Here is a 14,712-nt window from a genome sequence, read left to right as displayed (position 1 = left end):
CGGGACTTAGAGGATGGCCATCTTCTGCAATTCGACGAGCCGCTTCACGCCGGCTTCGGCGAGATCGAGCAGGCTCAGGAACTCGTCGCGGCTGAACGGCTTGCCCTCGGCGGTGCCCTGCACCTCGACGATGCCGCCCGACCCGGTGATGACGAAGTTCGCATCCGTCTCGGCCTTCGAATCCTCGGCATAATCGAGGTCGAGAACCGGCACGCCGTGGGAGATACCGACGGAGATCGCAGCGATGTGGTCGACGAGGACGGGGCGCGTCAGCATGTTGCGGCCCTTCATCCACTCAATACAGTCGTGGAGAGCGACCCAGGCGCCGGTGATCGAGGCGGTGCGGGTGCCACCGTCGGCCTGGATGACGTCGCAATCGATCGAGATCTGGCGCTCGCCGAGCGCCTCGAGATCGACGACGGCGCGCAAGGAGCGGCCGATCAGCCGCTGGATCTCTTGGGTGCGGCCGGATTGCTTGCCGGCGGAGGCTTCGCGCCGCGTCCGCTCGTGGGTCGCGCGCGGCAGCATGCCGTATTCGGCGGTGACCCAGCCGCGGCCGCCGCCGCGCAGCCACGGCGGCACTTTTTCCTCGAGGCTCGCGGTGCACAGCACGTGGGTGTCGCCGAACTTGACCAGGCAGGAGCCCTCCGCGTGCTTGGCGACGCCGCGCTCGAGCGCGACGGGACGCATCTCGTCGGGCGCGCGTTTGGAGGGGCGCGGGCTCTGCATGAGGTCGATCCTTTTCCCGAGAGACAGGTGCCGGCACCCTGCGCCGGCAACGCCCGGGTTCTAAGCCCCGGCCCCGGCGAGGGCAAGCGCCGGCGCGGCCCCGTCTCCGATGGCGCCTTGACCCGCCCTGCCCGCGCCCCGATATTTCACCCCTCGGGCCGCGACGTCGACCGCACGGACCGGGGCGCTCCCCTCCGTCGGCCGAGGCCCTCCTTGCCAGGGCAACCGCATGACCTTCGAACCTCGCGCCTCCCAGAGTCTGGTCGAGCTCGACGAGCGGTCTCGGGAAATCTTCCGCCGCATCGTCGAGACTTATCTCGACACCGGCGATCCGATCGGCTCCCGCAACATCTCGCGGGTGCTGCCGATGCCATTGTCGCCCGCCTCGGTCCGCAACGTCATGGCGGACCTGGAGACGCTCGGCCTCATCTATTCCCCGCACACCAGTGCCGGCCGCCTGCCGACCGAGCGGGGCCTGCGCTTCTTCGTCGATGCGATGCTCGAAATCGGGGACCTGTCGCGCGGCGACCGCGAGCGCATCGAGAAGCAGGTGCGCGCCGCCGGCGAGGTGCGGACCTACGAAGGCGTGCTCAACGAGGCGAGCCAGCTTCTGTCAGGCCTCTCGGGCGGCGCCGGCGTCGTTATCACCAACAAGGCGGACCTGCGCCTCAAGCACATCGAATTCGTGCGCCTCGAGCCGATGCGCGCCCTCGCCGTCCTGGTCGGGTCCGACGGTTCGGTCGAGAACCGTATCGTTTCGCTGCCTCCGGGCCTGCCGTCCTCGGCGCTGATCGAGGCGGGCAATTATCTCAACGCCCACATCCGCGACCGCACCCTGTCGGAGGCGCAGGAGGAGCTCGAGCGCGTCTCGGCCGCGAACCAGGCCGAGCTCGACGAACTGACGCGCCGCGTCGTCGAGGAAGGGCTCGCGGTGTGGTCGGGCGCGAGCGCCGAGCGTCCGGGACAACTCATCGTTCACGGCCGTGCCAACCTGCTCGAGGACCTCAAAGCCATCGAGGACCTTGAACGCATCCGCCTGCTGTTCGACGACCTCGAGCGCAAGCGCGACCTCATCCAGCTCCTCGGGCTCGCCGATTCCGGCGAAGGGGTGCGCATCTTCATCGGCTCGGAGAACAAGCTGTTCTCGCTGTCGGGCTCGTCAGTCGTCGTCTCCCCCTACCGCGATCACGACAACCGCATCGTCGGCGTGCTCGGGGTGATCGGGCCGACGCGGCTCAATTATGCCCGCATCGTGCCGGTCGTCGATTACACGGCCCGGCTCGTCACCCGCATGACGGGGTGATGCGCACAATCACACCCTCTGGTCGCATCGCCATAAGTCTGCGTAAGCTGCTCCCGCGCTCGTGAAGGGTCGCGCGTTGGCGCGCCGGAACGGCGCATGCCAAGGTCCGCACCTCGATCGGTTCACGAAAGGCAGGAAAACGTGCGCAAAATCATGGCCATTGTAGCGGCCGCGTTGGTTGCGGGCTGCGTCTCCACCACCACTTCCCCTCCCCCGGACCTCGCCTCGGTCAAGTTCGACCCGGCGGCTTCGGCCTACGTCCTCGCCAAGGGCGACGGCGCCATCGAGGGGCAGGCTTATGTCCGCAGCGTCTCGAACGGCATCATGCCCGCCAAGGGCAGCCGCGTGATCCTGTTGCCGGTGACGCCCTATCACGAGGCCCGCATCGCGGCGATCTACGGCACCGACAAAGCGATCGAGGCGGGCTCCAAGACGATCCCCAATCCGCCCGCCGCGTTCGGAAAATACCAGCGCATCGCCACCGCCGACGACGAAGGTCGCTTCACCTTCCGAAACGTCGCGCCGGGGCAATATTTCATCATCACCTCGGTCGCCTTTCCGAAGCGCCAGATCGGGCTGTACGACCGGGTGAAGGTGACGGCCGGCGAAACCACGCGGATCACCGTCACCGGAAGCTGACGCCGTTCGCGCTGGCGCAGCGGCGCCGCTGTGCTATGAGCGGGGGTGCGGCAGCATGACGCTGCCGCGCGCCTCCTCCCCGGCGCCGACCCGTCCCGACAGCGAGCCGACCGCGATCATGCTTTCCGACGCCGCGGAATCCTTCCGCGAAATCCTGTCGCCGCCGTTCCGCGCCGTGCTCGGCAAATCCCTTGCGATCACGATAGGCCTTCTGGTGGTGCTCTGGATCGCGCTCGATTCCCTCGCCGCCAACCTGATCCAGGGCTCGGAGCCGTGGCTCCACACCACCCTGTCGATCTTGACCGGCGCGGGGCTCTTCCTCGGCCTCGGCTTCCTGGTCGCCCCGACCACCTCGCTCATCGCCGGCCTCTTTCTCGACGAGATCGCGGAGGTCGTGGAGAAGACGAGTTTCCCCGCCGATCCGCCCGGAACCGCCCTCCCCCTGGGCACGGCGATGGCCGTCACGGCGAAGTTCACCCTCGTCGTGCTCGTCGGGAACATCCTCGCCCTGCTTCTCCTGCTCGTCCCGGGCGTCAACCTGATCGCCTTCCTCATCGTCAACGCCTACCTGATCGGCCGCGAATATTTTGAGGCGGCGGCGGTGCGGTTTCGCTCTCCGGCGGAGGCGCGGGCGCTGCGCCGGGCACATGGGCTGCGCGTCTTCATAGGCGGCCTCATCGTTGCGGTCGTGCTGGCGATCCCGATCGTCAACCTCGTCACCCCGTTGTTCGCGACAGCGTTCATGGTGCGCCTGCACAAGCGGATATCGGCCGCCGCGTAAGCGCTCGCCGGCGCGCGCCGCAGCGCGCTGCCGCATGCGTCAGGTGAAGGTTGCAGTTTACGTTTACGTCACTTTGACGCGCGCTCCCCAAAGGGTTAGAAGGCTTCCAGCCGCCGCGCCCTCGGACCGAGGGCTGCGCCCAAGCCCAAGAAGCCGCGCTTCCGACGCGGGAGGATTACATGGCGAACGCCGACGCCAAGGCCGCAACCCCGAAGGTGGTGGAGCGGCCGCTGTCGCCGCACCTTCAGATCTACCGCCCGATGCTGACGATGATGATGTCGATCGTCCATCGCGTCACCGGCGGCGCGCTCTATTTCGGCACGCTCCTGCTCGCCGCCTGGCTGATCGCCGCGGCGGCCGGTCCGCATGCCTTCGACGTGGTGAACGCGATTTACGGCTCGTTCCTCGGCCGCCTCGTCCTGTTCGGCTACACCTGGGCGCTGATCCACCACATGCTCGGCGGCATCCGCCACCTGATCTGGGACAGCGGCCGCGGCTTCGAGCCGGCCGAGCGCGAATGGCTCGCCCGCGCCAACATCATCGGCTCGATCGCGCTGACGATCGTGCTGTGGATCATCGGCTACATCGTCCGCTGAGGAACACGACCATGATGCGCACTCCGCTCGGACGGGTCCGGGGCCTCGGCTCCGCCAAGGACGGCACCGAACATTTCTGGCGCCAGCGCCTCACCGCGCTCGCCGGCATTCCGCTCGCGATCTTCTTCGTGATCTTCGTCATCACGCTTCAGGGCAGCCCGCTGGAGGCCGTCCGCGCCGCCATCGCCAACCCGTTCGTGGCGATCCTGATGGTGCTGTTCCTCGGGTCCGGCATCTATCACATGAAGATCGGCATGCAGGTCATCATCGAGGACTACGTCCATTCCGAGGGCCCGAAGGTGCTGCTCCTGATGGCCAACACCTTCTTCGCGGCGCTCGTCGGGCTCGGCTCGATCTGGGCGGTGCTCAAGATCAGCTTCGGAGGCTGACATCATGGCCGAATCGAACGCGAGCTTCACCGGCCCGACCGTGCCGAACGTGAACGGCCGCGCCTATCCCTTCATCGACCACACGGTGGACGTGGTGGTGGTGGGCGCCGGCGGTGCCGGCCTGCGCGCCGTCGTCGGCTGCGCCGAGGCCGGGCTCAAGACCGCCTGCATCACCAAGGTGTTCCCGACCCGCTCCCACACGGTCGCGGCGCAGGGCGGCATCTCCGCCTCGCTCGGCAACATGGGGCCGGACGATTGGCGCTGGCACATGTACGACACCGTCAAGGGGTCGGACTGGCTCGGCGACCAGGACGCCATCGAATATCTCGTGCGCGAGGCGCCGGCCGCCGTGTACGAGCTCGAGCACTGGGGCGTCCCCTTCTCGCGCACCGAAGAGGGCAAGATCTATCAGCGCCCGTTCGGCGGCATGACGACCCATTTCGGCAAGGGCCGCGCTCAGCGCACCTGCGCCGCCGCCGACCGCACCGGCCACGCCATCCTGCACACCCTCTACGGCCAGTCGCTGCGCCATTCGGCCGAGTTCTTCGTCGAATATTTCGCGATCGACCTCATCATGGAGGACGGCGCGTGCCGCGGCGTCGTGGCGCTCTGCCTCGACGACGGCTCGATCCACCGCTTCCGCGCCCACAAGACGATCCTCGCCACCGGCGGCTACGGCCGCGCCTATTTCTCGGCGACCTCGGCCCACACCTGCACGGGCGACGGCAACGCCATGGTGCTGCGCGCCGGCCTGCCGCTCCAGGACATGGAGTTCGTGCAGTTCCACCCGACCGGCATCTACGGCTCGGGCTGCCTCATCACCGAGGGCGCCCGCGGCGAGGGCGGCTATCTGGTCAACGCCTCCGGCGAGCGCTTCATGGAGCGCTATGCCCCCTCGGCCAAGGACCTCGCCTCGCGCGACGTCGTCTCCCGCTCGATGACCATCGAGATCCGGGAAGGCCGTGGCGTCGGCAAGAACAAGGACCACATCTACCTGCACCTCGACCACCTCGACCCGGCGATCCTGCACGAGCGCCTGCCCGGCATCTCGGAATCGGCGCGGATCTTCGCGGGCGTCGACGTCACCAAGGCGCCGATCCCGGTCCTGCCGACGGTGCACTACAACATGGGCGGCATCCCGACGAACTTCCACGGCGAGGTGCTGACCAAGGCCAACGGCGATCCCGACAAGGTGGTGCCTGGCCTGATGGCGATCGGCGAGGCGGCCTGCGTCTCGGTCCACGGCGCCAACCGCCTCGGCTCGAACTCGCTGATCGACCTCGTGGTGTTCGGCCGTGCCGCCGGCCTGCGCTGCGGCGAGACGATCGAGCAGGGCGGCAAGCACGCCGAGCTGCCGAAGGATGCCGGCCAGTTCGCGCTGGAGCGGCTCGACCGCGCCCGCTACGCGAGCGGCTCGACCTCGACCGCCGAGCTGCGCAACGCGATGCAGAAGACGATGCAGTCGAACTGTGCCGTGTTCCGCACCGGCGAGGTGCTCGAGGAAGGCCACACCCTGATCCACGATCTGTGGGGGGCGAGCGACGACATCCGCGTCACCGACCGTTCGCTGGTGTGGAACTCGGACCTGATCGAGACGCTCGAATACCAGAACCTGATCGTCCAGGCCGTGGTGACCGTGGATTCCGCGCTGAACCGCAAGGAAAGCCGCGGCGCCCACGCCCGCGAGGATTATCCCGATCGCGACGACCACGAGTGGATGAAGCACACGCTGGCCTTCTCCGATACGGAGAAGCGGACCGTCTCGCTCGATTATCGTCCGGTGCATTCGTACACGATGTCGAACGACATCGAGTACATCCCGCCGGCGAAGCGCGTCTATTGAGGCCGCGGTGAACGCTCCCCGCACCTCCGCCCGGGCCGCCGCCATCGCCGCGGCGACCGCAAAGGCGCCCGCGAAGGCGGCGCCGAAGGTCGCCGCCGTGAAGGCGCGTCCGGCCGGGCCGCTCGATTGCATGCTGTTCGCGCTCGCCCGGCGCGGCCGCCTGCCCGACGGCCTGCGCAACGCCTATCGCCGCCTGCTCGGCACCTTCGCCGGCCGGGGCGGCCTCGACGTCGCCACCCGCGACGGGCTTCTGTTCCGCTGCCACCCGTTCGAGAACCGCGACGATTTCGAGATCGTCGCCAAGCGCCGCCTTCCCGAGGTCGAGGAGCGCGATTGGCTCGCCTCCCACCTGAAGCCCGGCGACGTCCTCGTCGACATCGGCGCGAACGTGGGCTCGCACACCATCAGCCTTGCCAAGCGCATCCGCGGCCTCAAGGTGCTGGCGATCGAGCCGAACCTCGCCATCCGCGAGCGGCTGCGGGAGAATCTGTCTCTCAACGCCATCGAGCCGAGCACGGTGACGATCGCCCCGGTCGCGATCGGCCCGATCGAAGCGCGCGGCCGGCTTTGCAAGCGCCACCGCACCAATGCCGGCAGCGCCTCGCTGAAGCCGCCGGCCGGCGAGCCCCAGGCGGCGCTCGCGGACTCGATCCAGGTGACGGTCGAGCCGCTCGCCGCGGTGCTGAAGCGGTTCGGCATCCGCCGTATCGACGCCCTCAAGATCGACGTCGAGGGCTATGAGGACGAGGCGCTGATCCCCTTCCTCGAGACCGCACCGTCGGCGTTGCTGCCGAAGGTGATCGAAATCGAGACCGCGATGGCCGACGAATGGCGCACCGATGTGGTCGCGGCCCTGGTGGCGCGCGGCTACCGGATCGACCGCAGGACCGCGGAAAACGCCATGCTGGTGCGGACCGATCCCGCCGGAGCGCGCCCATGATGCCGGCCCGCGCCCTCACCGCTCCGCTCGCGACGGCGCCCGGCGTCGCCTGCGCTCACCTTTCGGGAACGGTCCGCCGCTCCCGCCGCCGCCTCCCGAATGGCGATGTTCCCGCCCGTGCGGGCCTGTCGAGGACGACATCATGGTCCAGCTGACGCTTCCCAAGAACTCGACGATCTCCGAGGGCAAGATCTGGCCGAAGCCGCAAGGCGCGACCGCCCTCAAGGAATATCGGATCTACCGCTGGAACCCGGACGACGGCGCCAATCCGCGGATCGACACCTATTATGTCGACACCGAAGATTGCGGCCCGATGGTTCTCGACGGCCTGTTGTGGATCAAGAACAAGGTCGATCCGACCCTGACGCTGCGCCGCTCCTGCCGCGAAGGCATCTGCGGTTCGTGCGCGATGAACATCGACGGCACCAACACGCTCGCCTGCCTCAAGGACATGCACGCGGTCGACGGCGCGGTGAAGATCTACCCGCTGCCGCATATGCCGGTCGTCAAGGATCTGGTGCCGGACCTCACCACCTTCTACGCCCAGCACCGCTCGGTCGAGCCGTGGCTGAAGACGGTGACGCCGACGCCGGAAAAGGAATGGCGCCAGAGCCACGAGGACCGCGTCAAGCTCGACGGGCTCTACGAGTGCATCCTGTGCGCCTGCTGCTCGACGTCCTGCCCGAGCTATTGGTGGAACGGCGACCGCTATCTCGGCCCCGCGGTGCTGCTCCAGGCCTATCGCTGGCTGATCGACAGCCGTGACGAGGCGAAGGGCGAACGGCTCGACAATCTCGAGGACCCGTTCCGCCTCTATCGCTGCCACACCATCATGAACTGCTCGAAGGCCTGCCCGAAGGGTCTGAACCCGGCGAAGGCGATCGCCCAGATCAAGCAGATGATGGTCGAGCGCCGCGTCTGATCGCAGTCGGCCCGAAAACGAGAAAGCCGCGGCCCGGAGATCCCGGCCGCGGCTTTTTTCATGGGCGCCCCAAGAGGACGGGGCGCTCTATGCCGGCGGCGTCACGACGCCGTCTTCGGCACGAGCGCGGGCGCGGGCAATTGGAGCTTGCGGCGCATCTCTGCGGTGACGAACGGATCGGTCGAGGGGAACGGGCTGCCCGGCCCGATGATGACGACCTTGGTGCCCACCCCGACCCGGCCGTAGAGATCGATCACGTCGGCGTTCATCATCCGGATGCAGCCGGACGAGACGGCGTAGCCGATGCTCCATTCCTCGTTGGTGCCGTGGATGCGGTAGAGCGTCGAGCCGAGATAGAGCGCGCGGGCCCCGAGCGGATTCTTCGGGCCGCCTTGCATGAAGGCCGGCAGACCCGGGCGGCGCGCCCGCATCTCGGCCGGGGGCGTCCAGCTCGGCCACTCGGCCTTGCGGGAGATTCGCTCGACACCGGACCACTCGAAGCCCTCCTTGCCGACGCCGATGCCGTAGCGCATCGCCTTGCCGTCGGCCTGAACGAAATAGAGATATTTCGTATAGGTATCGACGACGACGGTACCGGCCGGCTGCTCGGTCTCGTAGGGCACGACCTGCCGGGCGAGGAGCGCGGCCCGCCGGCGCTGCTGCTCTTCGGGCGTCATGTAATAGGTCACCCACGTCTTCGAATTCGGATCGAAGAATTGTCCGGCCGGTTCCTTTGGCAGGGCGACGCCGGGTCCCGTTTGTGCCGATGCCGCTCCGGTCTGCACGAGGGCGGCTGCCGTGAGGGCTGCGGCGAGCACCAGAAAGCGACGCATCGGGAGGGACCTTTCAATCAATGGGGGGAGCTTTGGGGAGAATCTCCGAACGAGTCTCGCTGTCTCAAAATCGAGCCTCTTGGTTTATAAAATGAAAAGAAAATGGCTTCGTTCCGCCACATTTCGATCGCGAGCTGCAGAAGGGAGCATCATCGCGCGAACGTGACGTCCTGGCGGAGACCGCGTGCCTCAGAGGCGGGCGGCGGCGCGCAGGCGCATCAGCGCCGCGTTGAGCTCCGCACCGAGCAGAAGCAGCGTCGCGAGCACGTAAAAGAACACGATCGCGGCCGTTACGTTGGCGAGCCCGGCATAGGTGTCGCGATAGGTGGCGATGCGCTGGAGGTAGAAGCCGAAACCCGCGCCGGCGGCGATCCAGGTGACGAGCGTAAAGCCGATGCCCGGCAGAATATCCGCCACACGGCGCTGACCGGCGGGAAGCCAGCGATGGGCCGCTGTGAGGACGAAGGCAAGGATCAGGGTCGCGGTGGCGAAGCGCAGCACGCGCATCGCCCGCTCCGCCCCAGACAGCCACGGGGCGATGTCGATCACGGCAGCCCAGATGATCGGCCCGAACACGATGAAGATCGCGAGCGAGAGCAGCGCCACGGCGCCGAGACAGATGAAAATCAGGCTCTGCATGCGGCGATAGAGGTAAGCCCGCGGCTCGACGATGCGGTAGGCGCGGTTCAACGCCATGCGCAACGCCTCGATACCGTTCGAGGCGAACCAGAGGGCGAAGAGGAGGCCGAGGGTGAGCGCGCCGGCATGGATGCGGGTCAGCACCTCGTGGGCCTCGCGCGCCATCGGCCGCGCCACCTCCTTCGGCCACGTGTCGAACACCATCGAGGCGACTTCGCTCGCGAGGCGCTGCGAGCCGATGATGCCGGCGATGGCCGCGACCACGATCAGGAAGGGGAAGAGGGACAGCAGCGTCTGAAGGGCGAGATGGCTTGCCATCGCCCAGCCGTCGTCGGCGGTGAAGTGGGTGTAGACCTCGCCCACCACGCGCCGAACGATGGATTGCTTGAAGCGTGCCCGGATGCGGCCGGCGCCGACTTCCATCCCGCGGACCTCCGTCGCGATCGCCCGTGCCGCGGTCGCCGGGCCGCCGGGAGGCGCGGCCGCGCGACCGCCCGCACGGTCCCCCCTTCCTAATGGCGTCGGGGCGGGGGCGATGTAAAGCCGTATCCGCGGGTCAGGGGCGCGTCAGCCCGCGGTTGAGATCCGGCGCGCCATGCCGTGCGCCGCAGCGGCGGCACCCGGCACGAGGCCGGCGATCATCAGCCGGGCCGGATCGACCGGCCCGGGCAGCGTGATGCGGCCGAACGGCACCGCCTCGAAGCCGAAACGCTGGTAATAAGGTGGGTCTCCGACGAGCAGGACGAGCCGATGGCCGGCGTCGCGCGCCGCCTCAAGCGCGGCATTCACGAGCAGGCCGCCGCCGCCCCGGCCCTGCATGTCGGGATGGATCGCAAGCGGACCGAGCAGCAACGCCGCATCGTCGCCGATCGTGATCGGGGTCAGCCGCACGGAACCGCACGGGACGCCGCCATAGAGGGTGACGAACGAGATGGCGAGATCGGCCGGAATCCCTTCCCGCAGCCGATAGGCGGTCTTGGCGAAGCGCCCCGGCCCGAACGCAAGGGCATGGATCGCCTCAATCCAAGCATGATCTTCCGGCATTTCGTGCCGGACGAGGAATGTAAGGGGTTTCATCACAGAGCCGTTTCGGAAGCGCAACAACAACGTGCCGTTGCGCCCCGGCCGGCTCAGAGGCGGCCTGCGGGCGGACGGCGCTCTTCGAGACGCGGCAAGGGGCCGCGACGCGAGCGTCGTCGTCGTTCGATCGCCGGAAGGTCCGGCTGAAATGCCCCGAAGCAAGCCATGAGACAGCTAAATGTCCGAATAGAAGCAGGCCTTTCCCCGCTTCTGCAGCGCGCAGTTAGCACGCCCGCCTTGCTGGAACAAGGCCCGGCGAGCGCGGTGATCGGCGCGACGCAATCAAGACTGGACCACCGGCGGGATGCCCCCGCGGGGACGATACCGATGACGTTCGACCTTCCGACGCTTCACCTCGCGGCCGCCTTCGGCGGCTTCACGCTGACGCTGCTGCTCCTCATCGCGTTCCTGCAGAATCGCGACGTGCCGGAGCTCGGCTGGTGGTCGCTCGCGTTTCTCCTCCTGACGGTGGGCATCGGGCTCTCCGCCTTTCGCGAAGTACTGCCGCCGATGGTCGTCGCGTTCGGCGCGAACAGCCTCATCCTCGCCGGCGCCTGGCTGCAGTGGAACGGCATCCGCCGGTTCTGCCGCCAGCCGCCCCTCGTGCTGGCGAGCGTCGCCGCGGTGTGCCTGTGGGCCGGCCTGTGTTTCGTGCCGGCCTTCACCGCCGATATCTCGACGCGGGTTTCGGTCGCTTCGTTCCTACTCGCGGCGCCGGCGTTCCTGAGCGGCCTGTCGCTGGTCCGCAATCCGGAAGGCCAGTTGCCCTCCTATCTGACGGCCGCCGTGCTCTGCTTCTTACACGCCGGGACCATGACGGTTCGCGGCATACTGCCTTGGTTCGGCGTCGTCACGATGGACCCGACCCACGCCCTGCCGTTCGGGTGGCGCGCGCTCATCGAATCGGAGGGCGCCCTGTTCGCCGTCGCCATGGCGATGTTCACGATCCTGTTCGTGCGCGATCGCACCGAACTCGCCCTGCGCGAGGCGGCGACGCGCGATCCGCTCACCGGCTGCTTCAACCGCCGCGCCTTCCACGAATTGGCGATCCCCTCCTACCGCCGTGCCCTCGCCCAGGGCCGCAGCGTCTCCGTGCTCTATTTTGACCTCGATCACTTCAAGAGCATCAACGACGCCCACGGCCATGCGGTCGGTGACGCCATCCTCATCGCGTTCTGCCGCATCGCCGAGGAGACCTTGCGGGTCAGCGACGTCTTCGCCCGGGTCGGCGGGGAAGAGTTCGTCGCCTTCCTGCCGGGATCGGATCGCCTCGCCGCCCGCCGCATCGCCGAGCGTATCCGCGCGGCCTTCGCCTCCGCGAGCGTCGAAGGCCGCGGCGGACTGCCGATCGGCACCACGGTGAGCATCGGAATCTCGAGCGAGACCGACGCGCGCGTGAGCCTCGTCGATCTCGTGGCGCGGGCCGATTTCGCGCTGTTCCGGGCGAAGGACGGCGGCCGCGACGTCGTCATCGAGGAAGGCGCGCGCGAGCGGGCAGCCTGACAGGCTCAGCCCCAGGCGAGGTCCAGCCGCTCGAGGCCGTGGAAATGGTACGCGTCGCGGTAGCGCGCCGGCGACGCGAGCCTGAGGCCCGGCAGACACTCGAACAGGATCGGCAGGGCGACGGCGAGCTCGAGACGGGCGAGCGGCGCCCCGATGCAGAAATGAATGCCGCCGCCGAACGAAACGTGCGGCCTGAGCGCTCGCGACGGATCGAACACGTCCGGCGCCTCCCAGCGCGCGGGGTCGCGATTGGCGGCACCGAGCAGAAGCCCGATCTGGTCGCCCCGCGTCAGCCGAATGCCCTCCACCTCGACGTCTTCGAGGGCGTAGCGCTTGAAGAGGTGGAGGGGCGGATCGAAGCGGAGTATCTCCTCGCAGGTCGCCTCGGTCGCATCGGGACCGGCGAACAGAGCGGCGGGATCGCGCCCGGATTCGAGGATCGCCTTCACCCCGTTGCCGATGGTGTGGACGGTCGCCTCGTGGCCGGCATTGAGGAGCAGGATGCAGCTCGTGACGAGTTCGTCCTCGCTGAGCTTCGCCCCCTCCTCTTCCGCCGCGATGAGCACGCTGATGAGGTCGTCGCCGGGCCGGCTGCGCCGCTCGGCCACATAATCACGGATGAAGCCGGCGAAATCCCGTGCCGCCGCGACCGCGGCGTCCTCGATCTCTGGGGTCCGCCGCACCTGATACATCGCGACCATCCGGTGCGACCAATCGAGAAGCTGTGGCGCCATCTCGGTCGGGACGCCGAGCATCTCGGCGATGACGACGACGGGGATCGGCGTCGCGAAGGCCTCGAGGAGGTCGACGGCGCCGGACGGCGCGAAGCCGTCGATCAGCGCGTTCGCCAGCGCGGCGACGCGCGGTCGCAGCCGCTCGATCGCCCGGGAGACGAACGCGCGGTTGACGAGCGCCCGCAGCCGAGTGTGGACCGGCGGCTCGCGCTCCAGCATCGAATGGGCATCGATGTCGTAGAAGGGCTTCAGCCGGTCCGGAATCTCCGGCCAGCCGAGTTCCTCGCGGGTCGCCACGTGGAGAATCTCGCGGCCGAAGCGGCGATCACGCAATAGCGCCGAGACGGCGTCCGCCCCGATCAGGCACCACGCCGCGCTCTCCTCCCAGAAGAAGACCGAGGTCTCGCGCCGGAGCGCCCGAAAGGTCGCGTACGGGTCCTGGTAGAAGGCGGGATCGGAGGCGTCGAGCCGCAGATGGCGGGTCGCGGGATCGTAGCGGAACGGCAGGGACCGTCGGTCGTCGTCGGAGATCATTGCAAGGAGGCCGGTCGTTCTAAGGCGGGTCGCCCGACCCTATCCGATCCGCCGCCGTCCGGAAAAGAAGAGGGCGGCGCGCCCCTTGGACACGCCGCCCTCTTCGTCTCTGCGCGGGCCGAAGCGGGGCCGATCAGCTCGCCTTCGCCTGCTCCGCCGCCTTCGGCTGAACCGCGGCCGTGTAATCGTCCATCAACAGCTTGGTGATGGCGCCCGGCGTGAAGCGGTAGGGCCCGATCTCGGAGACCGGCGTCACCTCCGCCGCGGTGCCGGTGAGGAAGCACTCCTCGAAGCCCGCCATCTCCTCCGGCTCGATCGCCCGCTCGGCGACTTCGATGCCGCGCGCCTTCGCGAGGGCGACCACCGTCTGACGGGTGATGCCGTTGAGGAAGCAGTCCGGATCCGGCGTGTGGATCTTGCCCTCCTTGACGAAGAACACGTTCGCGCCCGTCGCCTCGGCGATGCGGCCGCGCCAATCGAACATCAGCGCGTCGGCATAGCCCTTGTTCTCGGCCGCATGCTTGGAGAGCGTGCAGATCATGTAGAGGCCGGCGGCCTTCGCCTTGGACGGGATCGTCCGCGGGTCCGGACGGCGCCATTCCGAAATGTCGAGGCGGATGCCCTTGAGGCGCTGCTCGGCATCGAAATAGCTCGGCCACTGCCACGCCGCGATGGCGAGGTGGATCGTGTTGTGCTGCGCCGAGACGCCCATCATCTCGCTGCCGCGCCAGGCGACCGGACGGATATAGGCGTCGCGGAAGTTCATGCGGGCGAGCAGTTCGCGGTGGGCGCGGTTGATCTCATCGGCCGAGAACGGGATCTGGAAGCCCAGGATGCGGCCCGATTCGATGAGGCGATCGGTGTGCTCGGCGAGCTTGAAGACTTCGCCGCCATAGGCCCGCTCGCCCTCGAACACGCAGCTCGCATAGTGCAAGCCGTGGGTCAGCACATGCACGTTCGCGTCGCCCCAAGGAACGAACTTGCCATCCATCCAGATGACGCCGTCGCGCTTGTCGAAGGGCTGCCCGGCCATTTTGATGCACTCCTGAAGATGTTGCCGGCTCGCGATCCGCCGTCCAAGGGGGGATGAGCCGGAGGCCACGCTGCGGTGCCGCGGATCGGCGCCGTTTTGCGTCGCGGCGAAAGTGTCGATATCCTCCCGGCGGGTCGGTTGCGACGCGACCCGGCGCCGCGAATCCGACGGGGCCGGAGGGGGCGATGGGCCGCTCGAGGGTCCGACCGCATTC

15 protein-coding genes are annotated in these 14,712 nt (G+C 68.2%); 9 read left to right on the top strand and 6 right to left on the bottom strand.

The features are described 5' to 3' along the window. Positions 1-6: 6 nt before the first annotated feature. The gene (gene rph, locus F0357_RS11525) at positions 7-729 is read right to left on the bottom strand and encodes a ribonuclease PH (protein WP_153481433.1); all 723 of its coding nucleotides are present in this window, start codon (positions 727-729) and stop codon (positions 7-9) included. Between the two features lie 229 nt (positions 730-958). On the opposite strand from rph, the gene hrcA reads away from it, so the two are divergent. The 8 genes from hrcA to F0357_RS11485 all read left to right on the top strand — a co-directional run bounded on the left by hrcA (position 959) and on the right by F0357_RS11485 (position 8,142). Beyond that, positions 959-2,032 (top strand): heat-inducible transcriptional repressor HrcA, encoded by a 1,074-nt coding sequence (gene hrcA, locus F0357_RS11520; RefSeq protein WP_153481430.1) that lies wholly within the window; start codon positions 959-961, stop codon positions 2,030-2,032. 153 nt (positions 2,033-2,185) lie between these two features. After that, positions 2,186-2,671: a peptidase associated/transthyretin-like domain-containing protein gene (locus F0357_RS11515; protein WP_208948299.1), complete on the top strand. Its 486-nt coding sequence runs from the start codon at positions 2,186-2,188 to the stop codon at positions 2,669-2,671. A gap of 55 nt (positions 2,672-2,726) precedes the next feature. Continuing rightward, on the top strand, positions 2,727-3,452 hold the full coding sequence (locus F0357_RS11510; RefSeq protein WP_312861550.1) for a sulfate transporter family protein: 726 nt from the start codon (positions 2,727-2,729) through the stop codon (positions 3,450-3,452). Between the two features lie 179 nt (positions 3,453-3,631). Then, entirely contained in the window at positions 3,632-4,048 is a 417-nt protein-coding gene (gene sdhC / locus F0357_RS11505) for a succinate dehydrogenase, cytochrome b556 subunit (RefSeq protein ID WP_153481421.1), read from the top strand. A gap of 14 nt (positions 4,049-4,062) precedes the next feature. Continuing rightward, a complete protein-coding gene (gene sdhD, locus F0357_RS11500; RefSeq protein WP_153486724.1) occupies positions 4,063-4,437 on the top strand; it encodes a succinate dehydrogenase, hydrophobic membrane anchor protein in 375 nt (124 codons plus the stop codon). Positions 4,438-4,441: 4 nt separating this feature from the next. Next, on the top strand, positions 4,442-6,280 hold the full coding sequence (gene sdhA / locus F0357_RS11495; protein WP_153481418.1) for a succinate dehydrogenase flavoprotein subunit: 1,839 nt from the start codon (positions 4,442-4,444) through the stop codon (positions 6,278-6,280). A 7-nt stretch (positions 6,281-6,287) separates the two neighbouring features. After that, on the top strand, positions 6,288-7,220 hold the full coding sequence (locus tag F0357_RS11490; RefSeq protein ID WP_153481410.1) for an FkbM family methyltransferase: 933 nt from the start codon (positions 6,288-6,290) through the stop codon (positions 7,218-7,220). 142 nt (positions 7,221-7,362) lie between these two features. Further along, positions 7,363-8,142, top strand: a complete 780-nt coding sequence (locus F0357_RS11485; protein WP_153481407.1) for a succinate dehydrogenase iron-sulfur subunit — start codon at positions 7,363-7,365, stop codon at positions 8,140-8,142. A 101-nt stretch (positions 8,143-8,243) separates the two neighbouring features. Here the strand turns inward: F0357_RS11485 and F0357_RS11480 are convergent, their stop codons facing one another. The 3 genes from F0357_RS11480 to F0357_RS11470 all read right to left on the bottom strand — a co-directional run bounded on the left by F0357_RS11480 (position 8,244) and on the right by F0357_RS11470 (position 10,691). Further along, positions 8,244-8,975 (bottom strand): L,D-transpeptidase, encoded by a 732-nt coding sequence (locus F0357_RS11480; protein ID WP_153481404.1) that lies wholly within the window; start codon positions 8,973-8,975, stop codon positions 8,244-8,246. Positions 8,976-9,164: 189 nt separating this feature from the next. Continuing rightward, positions 9,165-10,037 (bottom strand): YihY/virulence factor BrkB family protein, encoded by an 873-nt coding sequence (locus tag F0357_RS11475; protein ID WP_153481402.1) that lies wholly within the window; start codon positions 10,035-10,037, stop codon positions 9,165-9,167. Between the two features lie 144 nt (positions 10,038-10,181). Next, positions 10,182-10,691, bottom strand: coding sequence for a GNAT family N-acetyltransferase (locus F0357_RS11470; protein WP_153481395.1), 510 nt, complete (start codon positions 10,689-10,691; stop codon positions 10,182-10,184). A 330-nt stretch (positions 10,692-11,021) separates the two neighbouring features. Between F0357_RS11470 and F0357_RS11465 the strand changes: the two genes are divergently transcribed. Beyond that, a complete protein-coding gene (locus F0357_RS11465) occupies positions 11,022-12,197 on the top strand; it encodes a GGDEF domain-containing protein (protein ID WP_208948297.1) in 1,176 nt (391 codons plus the stop codon). A 5-nt stretch (positions 12,198-12,202) separates the two neighbouring features. Here F0357_RS11465 and F0357_RS11460 read toward each other — a convergent pair whose 3' ends face one another. Both F0357_RS11460 and F0357_RS11455 read right to left on the bottom strand, forming a co-directional pair. After that, positions 12,203-13,465: a cytochrome P450 gene (locus F0357_RS11460; RefSeq protein ID WP_153481382.1), complete on the bottom strand. Its 1,263-nt coding sequence runs from the start codon at positions 13,463-13,465 to the stop codon at positions 12,203-12,205. Positions 13,466-13,598: 133 nt separating this feature from the next. Further along, positions 13,599-14,498, bottom strand: coding sequence for a branched-chain amino acid aminotransferase (locus tag F0357_RS11455; protein ID WP_153481378.1), 900 nt, complete (start codon positions 14,496-14,498; stop codon positions 13,599-13,601). Positions 14,499-14,712 lie beyond the last annotated feature (214 nt).

Source organism: Segnochrobactrum spirostomi (genome assembly GCF_009600605.1).
Lineage (GTDB): Bacteria > Pseudomonadota > Alphaproteobacteria > Rhizobiales > Segnochrobactraceae > Segnochrobactrum > Segnochrobactrum spirostomi.
This window is presented reverse-complemented; position numbering and strand designations above follow the sequence as displayed.

Bases quoted from the DNA above. Each gene is read 5' to 3' on its own strand.
- rph (WP_153481433.1), bottom strand. From the start codon at position 729: ATGCAGAGCCCGCGCCCCTCCAAACGCGCGCCCGACGAGATGCGTCCC.
- hrcA (WP_153481430.1), top strand. From the start codon at position 959: ATGACCTTCGAACCTCGCGCCTCCCAGAGTCTGGTCGAGCTCGACGAG.
- F0357_RS11515 (WP_208948299.1), top strand. From the start codon at position 2,186: ATGGCCATTGTAGCGGCCGCGTTGGTTGCGGGCTGCGTCTCCACCACC.
- F0357_RS11510 (WP_312861550.1), top strand. From the start codon at position 2,727: ATGACGCTGCCGCGCGCCTCCTCCCCGGCGCCGACCCGTCCCGACAGC.
- sdhC (WP_153481421.1), top strand. From the start codon at position 3,632: ATGGCGAACGCCGACGCCAAGGCCGCAACCCCGAAGGTGGTGGAGCGG.
- sdhD (WP_153486724.1), top strand. From the start codon at position 4,063: ATGCGCACTCCGCTCGGACGGGTCCGGGGCCTCGGCTCCGCCAAGGAC.
- sdhA (WP_153481418.1), top strand. From the start codon at position 4,442: ATGGCCGAATCGAACGCGAGCTTCACCGGCCCGACCGTGCCGAACGTG.
- F0357_RS11485 (WP_153481407.1), top strand. From the start codon at position 7,363: ATGGTCCAGCTGACGCTTCCCAAGAACTCGACGATCTCCGAGGGCAAG.
- F0357_RS11480 (WP_153481404.1), bottom strand. From the start codon at position 8,975: ATGCGTCGCTTTCTGGTGCTCGCCGCAGCCCTCACGGCAGCCGCCCTC.
- F0357_RS11475 (WP_153481402.1), bottom strand. From the start codon at position 10,037: ATGGAAGTCGGCGCCGGCCGCATCCGGGCACGCTTCAAGCAATCCATC.
- F0357_RS11470 (WP_153481395.1), bottom strand. From the start codon at position 10,691: ATGAAACCCCTTACATTCCTCGTCCGGCACGAAATGCCGGAAGATCAT.
- F0357_RS11465 (WP_208948297.1), top strand. From the start codon at position 11,022: ATGACGTTCGACCTTCCGACGCTTCACCTCGCGGCCGCCTTCGGCGGC.
- F0357_RS11460 (WP_153481382.1), bottom strand. From the start codon at position 13,465: ATGATCTCCGACGACGACCGACGGTCCCTGCCGTTCCGCTACGATCCC.
- F0357_RS11455 (WP_153481378.1), bottom strand. From the start codon at position 14,498: ATGGCCGGGCAGCCCTTCGACAAGCGCGACGGCGTCATCTGGATGGAT.